This window comes from Armatimonas sp. (assembly GCF_964826245.1).
On the sequence record NZ_CBAYMC010000119.1, the window covers coordinates 1 to 13,240 of the forward strand.

At 59.0% G+C, this 13,240-nt stretch carries 14 protein-coding genes; 7 read left to right on the plus strand and 7 right to left on the minus strand.

The features are described from left to right. The 4 genes from AC1XOS_RS12530 to AC1XOS_RS12545 form a co-directional block, all read right to left on the minus strand. A partial coding sequence (locus AC1XOS_RS12530; protein WP_481962560.1) for an ABC transporter permease subunit occupies positions 1–369 on the minus strand: 369 nt, incomplete at its 3' end. 91 nt (positions 370–460) lie between these two features. Next, entirely contained in the window at positions 461–1,444 is a 984-nt protein-coding gene (locus tag AC1XOS_RS12535; protein WP_481962561.1) for an ABC transporter permease, read from the minus strand. Then, entirely contained in the window at positions 1,441–2,937 is a 1,497-nt protein-coding gene (locus AC1XOS_RS12540; RefSeq protein WP_481962562.1) for an ABC transporter ATP-binding protein, read from the minus strand. The genes AC1XOS_RS12535 and AC1XOS_RS12540 overlap by 4 nt, the downstream gene beginning before the upstream one ends. Positions 2,938–2,992: 55 nt before the next feature. After that, positions 2,993–4,018: a BMP family lipoprotein gene (locus AC1XOS_RS12545; RefSeq protein ID WP_481962563.1), complete on the minus strand. Its 1,026-nt coding sequence runs from the start codon at positions 4,016–4,018 to the stop codon at positions 2,993–2,995. Between the two features lie 113 nt (positions 4,019–4,131). Here AC1XOS_RS12545 and AC1XOS_RS12550 point away from each other — a divergent pair, with 113 nt between their 5' ends. The 5 genes from AC1XOS_RS12550 to AC1XOS_RS12570 all read left to right on the plus strand — a co-directional run bounded on the left by AC1XOS_RS12550 (position 4,132) and on the right by AC1XOS_RS12570 (position 8,659). Continuing rightward, on the plus strand, positions 4,132–4,551 hold the full coding sequence (locus AC1XOS_RS12550; RefSeq protein ID WP_481962564.1) for a DUF6174 domain-containing protein: 420 nt from the start codon (positions 4,132–4,134) through the stop codon (positions 4,549–4,551). 135 nt (positions 4,552–4,686) lie between these two features. Beyond that, positions 4,687–5,628: a CapA family protein gene (locus tag AC1XOS_RS12555; RefSeq protein WP_481962565.1), complete on the plus strand. Its 942-nt coding sequence runs from the start codon at positions 4,687–4,689 to the stop codon at positions 5,626–5,628. Positions 5,629–5,954: 326 nt separating this feature from the next. Continuing rightward, positions 5,955–7,421, plus strand: a complete 1,467-nt coding sequence (locus tag AC1XOS_RS12560) for a hypothetical protein (protein WP_481962566.1) — start codon at positions 5,955–5,957, stop codon at positions 7,419–7,421. An 18-nt stretch (positions 7,422–7,439) separates the two neighbouring features. After that, the gene (gene trhA / locus AC1XOS_RS12565) at positions 7,440–8,072 is read left to right on the plus strand and encodes a PAQR family membrane homeostasis protein TrhA (protein WP_481962567.1); all 633 of its coding nucleotides are present in this window, start codon (positions 7,440–7,442) and stop codon (positions 8,070–8,072) included. A gap of 8 nt (positions 8,073–8,080) precedes the next feature. Continuing rightward, the gene (locus AC1XOS_RS12570) at positions 8,081–8,659 is read left to right on the plus strand and encodes an ankyrin repeat domain-containing protein (RefSeq protein WP_481962568.1); all 579 of its coding nucleotides are present in this window, start codon (positions 8,081–8,083) and stop codon (positions 8,657–8,659) included. 6 nt (positions 8,660–8,665) lie between these two features. Here AC1XOS_RS12570 and AC1XOS_RS12575 read toward each other — a convergent pair whose 3' ends face one another. Further along, positions 8,666–9,553 (minus strand): glycosyltransferase family 2 protein, encoded by an 888-nt coding sequence (locus AC1XOS_RS12575; RefSeq protein WP_481962569.1) that lies wholly within the window; start codon positions 9,551–9,553, stop codon positions 8,666–8,668. A gap of 225 nt (positions 9,554–9,778) precedes the next feature. Then, complete coding sequence (locus AC1XOS_RS12580; protein WP_481962570.1) at positions 9,779–10,069, minus strand: helix-turn-helix transcriptional regulator; 291 nt, start codon at positions 10,067–10,069, stop codon at positions 9,779–9,781. A gap of 91 nt (positions 10,070–10,160) precedes the next feature. On the opposite strand from AC1XOS_RS12580, the gene AC1XOS_RS12585 reads away from it, so the two are divergent. Next, on the plus strand, positions 10,161–11,618 hold the full coding sequence (locus tag AC1XOS_RS12585; RefSeq protein WP_481962571.1) for an NADP-dependent isocitrate dehydrogenase: 1,458 nt from the start codon (positions 10,161–10,163) through the stop codon (positions 11,616–11,618). A gap of 1 nt (position 11,619) precedes the next feature. Here the strand turns inward: AC1XOS_RS12585 and AC1XOS_RS12590 are convergent, their stop codons facing one another. Further along, positions 11,620–12,369: a hypothetical protein gene (locus AC1XOS_RS12590; RefSeq protein ID WP_481962572.1), complete on the minus strand. Its 750-nt coding sequence runs from the start codon at positions 12,367–12,369 to the stop codon at positions 11,620–11,622. Positions 12,370–12,465: 96 nt separating this feature from the next. Here AC1XOS_RS12590 and AC1XOS_RS12595 point away from each other — a divergent pair, with 96 nt between their 5' ends. Next, positions 12,466–13,155, plus strand: a complete 690-nt coding sequence (locus AC1XOS_RS12595) for a hypothetical protein (RefSeq protein WP_481962573.1) — start codon at positions 12,466–12,468, stop codon at positions 13,153–13,155. The last annotated feature ends 85 nt before the right edge of the window (positions 13,156–13,240 follow it).

Genomic DNA, 13,240 nt, shown 5'->3' on the forward strand with positions numbered 1-13,240 from the left:
CGCCGTGGAGCTGTCGCCAAAGAGCACAGGGAGCGTCTTGACCTCCCCGGAGATCTTGAGAGCTCGGTAGAAAACGCCCGTTGCGCCCAGGGCTAGAAAGTTTATCGTGGTGCCGACAATCACCTGATCGCGCTTCAGGGCAATCGCAAAAACGGCAAAAACACCCGCCAGCGCCATGGAAGCCAGTGCGGCGGCCAAGACCCCCAGATACGGCTGACCTGTCGCCGCTGTGACCAGCACCGCGACCAGTGCCCCGACCAGAAGCAGGCCCTCTAGCCCAATATTGACCACACCCGCCCGCTCCGCAAACACCGCGCCAAGCGCTGCCAGCAGAACCGGCGTCGCAAACGTGAGCGTCTGGAGGATCATTTTTCCCCCCTAACCCCCGCTGCGCGGGGGAAATCCAAGGAATCGGATTCATTGTTGTCCCCCCGCTGGGCGGGGGTTAGGGGGGAGGCGCTCATCGTCCGCGCTCCCTCAGCCAGCCGTAGGCGAGCACGGTGAGAAGCGTGACCGCTTGGAGCACTTGAATCACCACCGACGAGACGCCTGCGCTCTGCACTTCTGTCGCGCCTGCTGTAAGCGCCCCGAAGAACAGCGCGGTGAGAATCGTCCAGAGCGGCGAGAGATTGGCGAGCAGAGCAACGGCAATGGCGGTGTAGCCGTAGCCCTTGGAGTACGGGTCAGCCAGAAAGTAGGTCACGCCACAGATTTGGATCGCCCCCGCCAGCCCCGAGAGGGCTCCCGAGAGCAGAAATGTCCCCCAAGTGGTCTTGGCCACCGAGATTCCCGCCGCCTCAGCGGCCTCTGCCCCCGCGCCCACGGCACGCAGGGCAAATCCTGAGGCTGTCTTGGCAAGATAGGCCCAGATAAGAACCGCAAGAACCAGTGCGATCAGAAAGCCCTGATGAAGCTGTGTCCCCGGCCAGAGAAACGCTAGACGGCTGGAGATGGCGAGCTTATCGGACTGAGGGTACTGCTTGACAGCCTCTTGCAGCGGCCCGCGTACCATCCAGGCCACGAGCTGGATCGCCACAAAGTTCAGTAGCAGCGTCGAGAGAACTTCCTGCACCCCGCGCCAGAGCTTCAAAGCCGCCGCCAGCCCCGCCCAGAGCGCCCCACCCAGTGCGCCCGCAGCTAGCGCGAGGGGCAAGAGAAGCGGAGCCGGGAGCTTCTGCGTCCCGGCCCAGATCGCAAAGACCGCGCCTAAAAGAAACTGTCCCTCGGCCCCGATATTGAAGAGCTTCCCCTTAAACGCCAGCCCGACCCCCAGGCCCGTGAGCAAGAGCGGTGTGGTCTGAACCAGCGTGTTGGCGAGGCTATCTTTGGAGCCAAACGCCCCGCGAAACAGCGCCAGGGCCACCGCAATCGGGGAGGCTTTCGCCGCCATTATTACCGCTGCGAGCAGTAAGAGGCCCCCAAAAATGCAGGCCACGAGCTTCACGCCGCGCCTCCCATCAGGCGGCCCAGCTCCTCACGCGGGGTCTGTGGCGAGACAATGCCCATGAGCTTGCCGTCAAAGAGCACCGCCACACGATCTGAGAGCGTGAGCACTTCGTCTAGCTCGGTGGAGATCAGCAAGATCGCCGCCCCGGACGCCTGCGCCTCACGAAGGGCTCTGTGCACGTAAGAAATCGCCCCGACATCAAGGCCACGCGTCGGGTTCACGGCGATCACCACCTTGGGCTCGCCTGCCAGTGCCCGTGCGATCACGACTTTTTGCTGGTTCCCCCCCGAGAGACTGCTGGCTTTTGCGTCGGGGCCTTCGGCGCGAATGTCGAAGCGCTGGATCAGCTGCTCGGCACGGTTGCGCAGCGCCCTGGCATCGAGAAACGGCCCACGACGAAAGCCTGTACTCTCTTGTACACCAAGCGTGAGGTTCTCGGTGATGGTCATCGAGAGCGCCAGGCCGCGCTTCTGACGATCCGCTGGGATCACCCCAATCCGGGCATCACGCACCGCTTTGGGAGTGGGGATAAGCGCGACTCCCTCTACCCGAATCTCGCCGCTCTGCGGCTTTGCCATCCCCGAGAGGCAGTCTGCAAGCTCGGTCTGACCGTTGCCATCCACGCCCGCAAATCCAAGAATCTCGCCGGGGGCGACCGTAAACGAGATGTTTTGAAGCTTGCCCCAGGTGAGGTTCTGGATAGAAATTACCTCTCCCCCTTCCTTTGTCGAGGGAAGGGGGCCGGGGGTATGGGTTTGGGAAAGGGGCTGGGGGGGCTGGCTGCCCACCATCGCTTCCGCAAGCACTCCGGCATCACACTCCGACGTGAGTAAACTTGCGACGACTTTCCCGCGCCGCAGAACGGTGACGCGCTCGGAGAGAGCGAGAACTTCATCGAGCTTGTGCGAAATAAAGACGATTCCCTTGCCCTCGGCGGCGAGCTGGCGGAGCGTGGCAAAGAGCTCGGGGGTCTCGGTGGGGGTGAGGACGGCAGTGGGCTCGTCAAAGATTAGGATTTTGGTTTCGCCGCGTAGGGCTTTTAAGATCTCGATACGCTGCTGCGTCCCCACCGGCAGGCTCCCGGCGAGCGCATCCCAGGGGAGGCTCCAGCCCAGCTTCTCGGCGAGGGCTTTTGTCTCCGTCAGCACGTCTTTAATCGGCCAGGAGAGCGGGCCGCCCTTGGCCTTGTCAGCAGACAGGAGCAAGTTCTCGGCGACAGAGAGCGGGGGGACAAGCAGAAAGTGCTGGTGTACCATCCCAATTCCCTGAGCACTCGCGTCGGCGGGGGAAGTGAAGCGCACGGGCACATCGTCCAGCAAAAGCTCGCCCTCAGTCGGTCTCAGGAGGCCCGAGAGGATGTTCATGAGAGTGGACTTGCCCGCGCCGTTCTCACCGAGCACGGCATGGATCTCGCCTGCACGCAGGTCGAAGTTCACCGAGTCGAGTGCCGTGAAGCTGCCAAAGCGCCGGGTGAGTGCGCGGGCTTCCAATAAAACTCTCCCCTCCTCCCAGGATTGGGAGGAGGGGCAGGGGGAGGAGGGCACTCTACGGCGCAACCTTACCGGCGATAAGATCGGCCTCGGCGGCGGTGATCTTGGCTTTTAGCTCGTCGGGGACTTTTCCAGCGAACTTGTCGTTGTAGTGCAGCCCGACCACTTTCTCTTTCAGGCCGTAGCTAAACGCGCCCGTCGCTTTGCCGTCTTTGATGGCCTTGGCGGCGAGCAGGTAGGCGGCTTGCGCGTCCACTAAGAACGAGCCGAGGTTCTTGGGAGTGGCTAGGTCGTCTTGCGGCGCATTGGCCCCGATAAACATCGCATCGGCCTTGTCCGTGACAGCCTGCGCGACGCCTTGGCCAGCCGCGTTGGCATTGTGGTGGAGCACGTCCACGCCACCGTCTAGGAGCGCTTGGGACTGTTGCTTGGCCTTGGCAATATCATCGCCGCTGCCGGTAAAGACAATCTTGACTTCCGCGTCTGCCTTGGCGGCTTTGACGCCTTTCTCAAACGAGGCAAACGCTTCTTTCACAATGGGGATCTCACTGCCGCCTACACAAGCGACTTTCCCCGTCTTGGTCATCCCGCCTGCGAGCATTCCCGCTAGATACGTCGCCTCACCCGCCTTGAACTGGATCGGGGTGAGGTTAGCTGCCGTCGTGCGGCCCCCAACGACGACAAAGAACGCCTTGGGGAACTCCTTGGCGACACTTGCCGCGGCATCGTCGTACTCGGAGGCGTGGAAGAAGATTAAATTACAGCCCTTTTTGGCCAAGTCTCTTGCGGCACTCGCCACACCCGCTTGGCCCGGGTCTTCAATCGCGGGAACCGTCTCCGTGCCCGGAATCTCGCCCTTGATCTTCTCCACACTGTCACTGGCAAGCTGGCTCCAGCCCTTGTCGTTGATCTTGCCGGGGGTGATCAGCCCGATCTTCAGCGCCGCAATCGCCTCTCCTGAAGCGGCGGTAGGTGAGGCTGCTGGGGCGGCTGGGTCTTTGGCAGGCTCTTGCTGGGCACAGCCCGCAAAGAGAACACCAAGAGAGAGAAGCGCACAGAAGCGCCGTCGAGAAGAGATCATAGAAAAACTCCAATACTATCGTGAGTTGGTTCAGGATACCTTAACTCACTACGGCGTTCAAGAGTTCCGTACTTTCGGTGAAGGTAAAGTCACTTTTGCATATCTGAAAGAGCATGATGCGGAAGATAGTGTGTTTAGGGGTTTTCGTTTTGTTCGCTGGCTGTGGTGGCAATGTGGCGCAGACGACTCAGGAAAAAGAGCTGCAGCGGGCTCGGACAAGCTGGTCGGCGAAGAACCTGCGTTCCTATAAATTTACGGTGCGAAAAGTATGTTTCTGCCCTGAGGAGTACACCCGCCCGGTGACGATCACGGTGCAAAACGGAGTGGCGACGGACGCACCCGAGTACCTGAAGGCTTATGACACCGTGGAGAAACTGCTGGACACACTGGAGACGGCACTGGAGAGCAAGGCGGAGCAGGTAGACATGGACCTCACGGGCGATGGCTGGCCAAGTAGCTTCTACATAGACTCAAGCAAGATCCTCGCCGACGACGAGTATAGTGTCATGGTCACGGATCTGACGCCGCTGTAGCCCGAACTTGCTCGCCGATGATAAGACCGCGCTCTTTCGGCCAGGCTCGCGCTGAAAAGCTCAGTGCCGGTGTGGGTGCGCTGGGAGCTACGTCGGGAGAACAACCAGTCGAGCCAGGAAACTAGTGAAAATATTATGCCCCTGACCATTGCCGCTGTAGGAGACATCATGCTGGGAAGCGACTGGCCGTCGCCGAAGCTGCCCCGCAAGAATATTCTACTGCCCGCCGCCGCGCCGCTTAAAGCCGCTGATATCGCCTTTGGGAACTTAGAAGGCCCACTCTGCGATGGGGGCACCGTGACACCGGGCAAGGCCAACGCCGCGCACAGCTACGCTTTCCGCACGCCAACACGTTATGGCCAGTGGCTCAAAGAGGCGGGCTTTGATGTGCTCTCGGTGGCCAACAACCATGCCAGTGACTTTCAGGCGATAGGCCGAAGTCAGACTCTGGGCACGCTCAAGCGGCTAGGGATCGCGGCGGCGGGCTCTGCTAGCACCGCCGTCGTGGTCAAAGGCGTGGCGTTTCTGGGCTTTGCCACCAACCAAGTCTCGCCCAATCTCAACGACATTGCCACTGCCCGGAGGCTGGTGGCGCAGGCACGAAAACAAAGCCCACGGGTTGTTGTCTCGTTTCACGGGGGAGCCGAAGGCGCCGCATATCAACACGTCCCCAAAGGCGGCGAGAGCTTCTACGGCGAGTCACGCGGCGAGCTCCGAAAGTTCGCGCACGCGGTGATCGATGCTGGAGCGTGTCTGGTGATCGGGCATGGGCCGCATGTGCTGCGGGGACTGGAGCTCTACAAAGGGCATCTGATTGCCTACTCGCTGGGCAACTTTGCGACGTATGGTCGTATGAGCCTAGGCGGCCCGATGGGCTTGACCTGCATTCTCAGCGCCACACTCGACGATACGGGGAAGTTTATCAGTGGCCAGATTCATCCGATGGTGCAGCGCTCGCCCGGTGGGCCGCAGCCCGACCCGAAGAAGCGTGCGGTTGCTGTACTCAAGGCGCTCTCTCAGGCGGATTTTGGAAAGAGCGCCCCACGCATCGCTGCCAGTGGCTCCCTGACTACTTAGTTTGTGATGCGCTTTTCTCAACCCCCTCCCCAAACGCCACACCCCGTAGCTCACCGACCATGCGCTCGGGGTGGCTGAGTGCGTATTTTCCAGACATGCCATTCTTTAACTTTGGCGCTGTTGTCTTTGATGTGGACTCGTGGGCGCGGCTACTCTCGCTGGCACAGCCACAGGAGATGCGACAAATGCGAGCCACTGAGGGGATCAGAAGAAGACGCATGGTGAAAAATCTTCACTCTCTCCGGCACGGGAGGCGGGTAAAGGTTGCAGATCGCTACAGATCGGGAACTCAACTACGCATAATTACGGTATACTGGAGGACTGTTATGCGACCCATAATCCCGATTTCCCTTGTTTTAACTGCCGCGACACTTGGTGGCGCTCTCGTGCACAAGACCCAGGCGGCACAGCCACTCCCTCTCTTTACGGAGATGGAGCGCAAGGCGCTGGTGGAGTTCTGGAACGCCCCAGGGCGCTACACGGTTGAGGTGGCTCCTGTGGCACCGGGCAAGCCTGGGCCCTGGACAGTGCGGCTCACCCCCGAGGGCTCGATCTGGTTTTTAGCCTACCAGCGTGCCGTCGCGGGGGGCAAGAAGATTCCGCCCAGCCAGGTCGTCAAGGGAGGTGTACCTGAGTGGGAGAGCTGGATCGAGGCCAAGATCGCCTGGGACAAGTTCCAGGCTCAGAAGCTCGCCGATGCCGCTAATGGAACGACTCAAGTTGCTGTTGCTCCCAAAGGCCCTTCGCCTCTTCCAACACAAGCGACTCCCCCGCCGTATCCGGGCTCGGCTCCCGCAGCACTGCTCAGCGCGGTCGGCAACCCGCCCGCGGCGTTTCAGAGCGCCGTCACGCCGCTTCAGTACACGGTACGCTTCGACGAAAACGACGAGCCGTATGTCTACCGCGACAATGTCCGCTTTGACAAAGACCGCTTCGCCTACTACCGGTTTGCGCGAGGGGTTGTCTCGTACGGTAAACGCGTCAAAGACATTCCCGAGAACGAGCTGAGTGTCCTCTTCAACGAAGCAGGTTTCTCCCCGACAGAGCGCAAGTGTTTCTCGCAGGTCAGTGCTCTGGAAGGCGGCTTTGAGACCACCCAGACCTACGACACGGGCTATGTCTCGGTGGGCTTTATCCAGTTTGTGACCATGGCCGATGGCAGTGGGGAGCAGGATCTCTGTAAGGCGCTGGCGCTGGAGAAGAAAGAGAACCCGGCGGCGTTTCAGCAGGACTTCCGGCAGTTCGGCCTGGACATTCAAGCCGACCGTACCCTGACCGTGGTTGACCCAGCGACCGGCGCGGAGCTCTCGGGCAAAGAGGCCGTGGATAAAATTATCGAAGACAAGCGCCTCACGGCTATCTGGCAGCGCGCGGGCCGTCGTAGCGCGGCGTATCGAGTGGCACAGATCAAGCAGGCAAAAGCCTCATACTGGCCGGAGAACGACCCGATCACCGTCACGCTCGCCGATGGCACCAAGCTTACTGGAAAAGTGGGTGATGTCGTCAAGAGTGAGGCGGGCTTGGCGACACTGCTTGACCGCAAGATCAACACGGGCAATATTCGTCCGTTTGTGGACGTGATTGCCAAGACCATGATCGCCAACAAGCTCACCAACCTCACCGATGTTGCCAAGTACGAGAAGCCCATTGTCACCGAGCTCGCCTACCGCCGTAGCTTTTTAGACGAGCCGACACTAGGCCAGCCACCGGCACCGCCTAAACCAAAAGCAACTCAGACCGCACGGGGGGGTCGTTTTGATCTCTTTGTGTGGCTGAGAGATCTGCTGCGTTAGTAGAGATATGTTATCCTTGTGAAGAAGATAAAGCACCCGTTTTCCGCTCTCTCGCACGGCATCGGGGCCTTGCTGGGGATCGTGGCGCTGGTGCTTTTGTTGGTCTGGTCGCGGGGGGAGCCGTGGCGTACCACGGCGTTTGCAATCTATGGTGCGACCCTGATCTTGCTCTTCACGGGGAGTGCGCTCTACCACAGCCTGCTGGTCTCGGAGAAGGCACAGGACGTGCTCTATGGTTTGGATCGTACGGGCATCTACTTGCTGATTGCGGGCACCTACACCCCACTCTGCCTGCTACCCCTGCGTGGCAGCTGGGGCTGGACACTCTTTGGGATTATCTGGGGGCTGGCAGTTGTCGGAATTGTCGTGGACTGGGCCACCCAGCGCCGCGCTCCGCACTGGGTTCAGGGGCTCCTTTTTATTCTCATGGGCTGGTGCTTTCTGATCGCCATCGTCCCCATCGTCAAGCTTCTTACCGTCGCGCAGCTCACTTGGCTGGTGGCGGGAGGGGTGATCTACTCCCTGGGAGCTGGGATCTGTGTCAAGTACCCGTTGCCCAAGCCTGGCAAAATCTTCCACTACCATGATCTCTGGCACGTGATGGTGCTCGTCGCCAGTGCCTGCCACTTTGTCTTCATGAGCTTACTGTAAGAATACCAATGACTGAATCTGAGTTTCTCAAAGCTGCTACGACGGGTGGTGAAGCCGCAGCACAAGCGGCGCTAGCTGTGAATCCGTCGCTTGCAGATGTAAAAGGTGTGGATGGCACGCCTGTCTCGCTTCTGGCGCTCTACCACGGACGCAAGACGCTTGCGGAGGCGATGGGCGAGCTTCGACACGAGACGCTCTCGATCTTTGAGGCGGCAGCGCTAGGGCGGATTCGCGATGTGTCTGTGCTGTTGCACTTGCACCGGGATCGGGCTTTTGAGTATTCACTCGATGGCTTTACGGCACTGCACTTAGCCGCGTTGTTTGGGCATCACTACTGCGCCAAGCTCTTGCTGGAAGAGAAGGCGGATCCAAATGCCGTGAGCAAGAACGCGATGCAGGTGACGCCACTCCACTCCGCCGTGGCGGGTAAAGATGAGTCCGTCGTAGCGCCGATTGTAGCGCTCTTGCTCAATGCAAAAGCGAACCCGAACGCGACGCAAGCCGATGGCTCTACGCCGCTGAAGGCGGCGCAGCAACACGGCCATGCACAAGTGGAGAAACTCCTGCGAGCCAAAGGGGCCTTTTAGAGGTCTTTAGAGCTCTCGGTAGTGATAGCTAGGGGGCTGATCTTTGTATTTTAAGTAGTACTTACGACTCCAGCGTGGCCCATGAATCGTCACATAGGCGAGTTCTTGCACGAGAGCAACGAGCGAGGTGAAAACCTCCTTGGAAAGTCGTCCCCAGCGCTGATATGCATAAAACCAGGTGACTAAGATCTGTCTGATGAGACGTGGGGTAAAGATCCCACGATTGCCTGCCTTATAGAAGATGAGTGCTTTACACTCATCAAAACGCCCACACATAATTCCGGTACGTTTGGGTCGTGGCGGGTGCTCCACAATGGCAGTCGGAATGAAGGGATGAGAGATGTTCTTATGGTGAAGACGCTCCCGGAAATCAGTATCCTCGCTAGTTGCATAGGGGAAATTGGTATCAAAGCCACCCAGTTCAAGGAAGAGGCGACGCTGAATTAGAACATTGCACGACCAGAGATTACCGCCAGTCTTATTCACTGGAGTTTCGTGGGTGAGAGGGCAGTACTCTTCTTCGCAGATGGTCTGTCCCTCGTAGACGAGAGTATCAGGCTTGAGTGCGTTGGCATAGCCTTCGAGCCAACTGGGTTTGGGGATGCAGTCGTCATCGGTGAAGGCGATCCACTCGCCGTGCGCGTGCTGCACACCTGAGTTTCGATTTGCGCCTGGGCCTTTTCGTGGACCTGCCACCCAGCGAACCCAGGGGTAGTGCTCTTTCAATAAGGCTTCCGCGGTAGACTCCCTACCATCATCAGTGACGATTACCTCATATTGATCTTTCGATAGTGTCTGGACACCTGGGGCGAGCTGATCCAGACATATCCTCAGAAGATCGTTGCGGTGTCGTGTGGGAATCACGATGCTAATCAAAATGCTACTTTCACTCACGAGCAGTATTATAGTTCATTCAATGTGAGCTTACCAGAAGGGGGTCGGTTATAAAATTGGTGAGGTAGCAAGCTTAAGAGTGATCCTACTCTGCCGTGGTGGGTAAAGATGAGAGTGAACCCGAACGCGACGCAAGCCGATGGCTCTACGCCGCTGAAGGCGGCGCAGCAACATGGCCATGCACGAGCGGAGAAACTCCTACGAGCCAAAGGCGCACTCTAGCACTTACTTCTCTGATTTCTCGCCTAAGGCAATAATCTCCGCGACGCTGCGGTGGGCTTCGATCTCGTGCCTTAGCTTAATCTCGGGGTGGATCTCGTAGCGATTACGCCGTCCCTCCCGGTGCCGTGTTACCACGCCACCTTCTTCCAGCTCCGCCACAATACGTTGCACCGCGCGCTCCGTGATTCCTACCTTGATTGCCACATCCCGAAGGCGTACCTCACTATCTTGTGAAAGACAGATCAGCACATGGGAGTGGTTGGTGAGGAATGTCCAGCTTGTTTCTCCTGTCATAGAAGGCAATTATATCTTAGTCATGAAAAAATATTACGAAGATATTGTCATGTTTTATATTTCGTGATATGTTGATCTCTGGAGGTTTGTTATGGAAAAGCGAGTGGTGGCGTTTGCAGAGGGTGATGGGATTGGCCCGGAGATCATGGGAGCCGTGCAGAAAATCCTGGCTGCGGCCCAGGCACCGATTGAGTGGTCGCCTGTGGTGCTGGGGAAGCAAGTCTACGAGAGTGGGCATAGCTCTGGGATTGCGCCAGAGGCTTGGGAGACGATTCGTCAGACACGGGTTTTGCTCAAATCTCCTCTGACGACGCCGCAAGGGGGAGGCTACAAGAGTGTCAATGTGACGCTTCGTAAGTCGTTGGGGCTCTATGCCAACGTCCGGCCTTGTATCGCCTACGCTCCGTTTGTCGTCACCCGGCACCCTAAGCTGGACATGGTGATAGTCCGTGAGAACGAAGAAGATCTCTATGCGGGAATTGAGCACCGACAGACCGATGATGTGGTGCAGTGCCTCAAGCTGATCTCCCGACCGGGCTGTGAAAAAATCGTGCGCTATGCCTTTGAGTACGCGCGAAAAAACAACCGCTCTAAAGTGACCTGCATGACCAAAGACAATATCATGAAGCTCACCGATGGGCTTTTTCGCCAAGTCTTTGAAGAGATTTCACTGGAGTACTTAGATATCCAGACCGAGCACATGATCATTGATATCGGTGCTGCGCGGATCGCCGACACGCCCGAGCGCTTCGATGTGATCGTCACCAGCAACCTCTACGGCGACATTATCTCCGATATCGCGGCCCAGATCGCGGGCTCTGTGGGGCTGGCGGGCTCGGCTAATATTGGGGAGCACGGAGCGCTCTTTGAGGCGATTCATGGCAGTGCACCTGATATTGCCGGTCAAGACATCGCCAATCCTTCGGGGCTCCTGATGGCCGCTGTCCAGATGCTGGTGCATCTTGGGCTGCCAGATCATGCCACACTGGTGCAGAACGCGTGGCTTAAGACACTAGAAGAGGGGATTCACACCGCCGATATCTTCCGCGCCGAGACCAGCCAGGTGCTTGTGGGAACCCAAGCCTTCGCCGATGCTGTGATCGCCAATCTCGGGGAGGTGCCCTTGTTGTTGCCTTCTGCTTGCTACAGCATGCCGGAAGAGAGCCAGGAGCTACCCAGCGCGGCTGTTGCGACTCTCCCACGCCCCTGTGCCCGAAAAGAGCTGGTGGGGGTAGATATCTTTCTCCACTGGCGCGGCACCTGCCCTGAGGAGCTTGCGATGCGGCTCCAAAAACTGGGGCCAGCCCGCATGAGACTGGCGCTGATCACCAACCGAGGCGTTAAAGTCTGGCCAGGAGGCTTCGCGGAGACATCCTGCATTGACCACTGGCGCTGTCGGTTTCTTCCCATCGGCACCAAGACCATCGTCCACGGTGATATTCTAGGACTCCTCACCGCGATGGACATGGCCGGGCTAGACTTCATCAAGATGGAGAACCTCTGTCAGTTCGACGGCGTCCCCGGCTATGCTCTTGCGCAGGGGCAGTAGTCTACTGAAGATAGGCCGCTAGTGCTGTCGCCAGCTCGGGGGCTTCATGGCTGGCGGCGACGGTGTTGAGTGCTTCGGTAAGGCGCTCGGGGTAGTGGCTACCGATAGTGCGGAGCGCCTCCGCTAGGTAGTCACGCTGGGCTTGGGTGTCGCGGATAATCCAGGTTACCAGCTCGGCCAGAGTGCTCTCGCCCTCAGCGTGCGCCTGTGTCTTTAGCCTCTCTAGCTTCTCTAGCTGGCTGAGCTCGTAAAGAAGTGCGTCTACACAGATTCCCGTGGCTTCGTCGCACGGTGGCTCCCAGCGGTACTGGGTCAGAAGCTCGTCTGCGGCACGGCTCAGCGCGGCTTCGTCCCAGCCACCCCGCCGCTGGAGCCACTCCAGAAATGCCACGAGGTGCTTGCTTTTCTCGTAGGTCCAGTGGGTCCAGAACCACGCACGGCCCCGGCTGGCGCGTAGCAAGTTCTGGTTGATCGCTGCGTAGTCAGGCAGAAGGGTCGCATCCCGCCAGAGTGCCAGGGTCGCCTCTATCAGCGCGGTGCTGGGCGCACTTGTCTCGGCTTCTGCCCCTGTTGGCCAGACCACCGAGCTCCATGGGTTCCACAGGCGCTCCGCATCGGCGCGGGCGAAGTGCGCTTTGTAGAGTGCGTAGAGCTCCCGTTCGGTCTCTTTATCGAGCATCGCGGCGGCAGAGCGCTCCGTGGTGGCGTTTTGTCGTGCGTTGAGTTCGTCGTCTTCGTGGCTGCGTAGCATAATGATTGTCTCTTGGTACCATAGAGCCGGAGCCCCAGTCATGGGCCAAACGGCCTATTTCACGGAACTATACCCAGGGAAAGGGGTTAGAGAACTATGGATTTTCCTCAGACAACCAGTATTCATCTAGAGCTGGGCACCGTGCGCCAGCCCTACAACAGTGCGCGCATCTTTGGCGACACGGGGACAAAGTTCTCCCTGCGCGATCTGATCGGCAAAGGGAGCTTTGGCTATGGCCGTGTTACCGTGCTAAGCCCTCTTAATGCCAACCACACCCTGCGCCTGGTGGTGGCACCACTGGGCTACTCAGGGACGGGGCAGTTTGCCGCCCCCGTGCGCTTTCAGAACACGACATTTGCCGCCGCGACACCGACCACGGGCCGCTATGAGTTTAACTCCTACCGCCTCAGTTATGCGTCAACCGTGCGCAAGACGGAAAAAGAGATCTGGCGCGTGGGAGGGACACTCAAGGTTCGTGATGCTCAGATTGCGCTACAACAAGGCACCACTCGTGCGGCATCGTCGAATCTGGGAGTGGTGCCGCTGATTCATCTCAGCGGTGAGCGCAAGCTCAGTGAGCGCTGGAAGCTCCTGCTCGATGCCGATGGCCTCGCCGCGCCACAGGGGCGTGCCTTTGATGTGGGGCTATTTTTAGCGCACCGCCTCTCCCCTAAAACCGACCTGACTTTAGGCGCTCGAACCCTGGAGGGCGGTGCGGACAACGAGCGTGTCTACAACTTTGCTCGCCTCGACTATCTGAGCATGGGGCTTGTCTTGAAGTTGTGAGAAAAATATTTCGTGAAACAGGGAACGCATAGCTTCGTTGTTGCGTATAAATAGGCAACGAAGGGGAGTAGCGACCGGCTCGGAA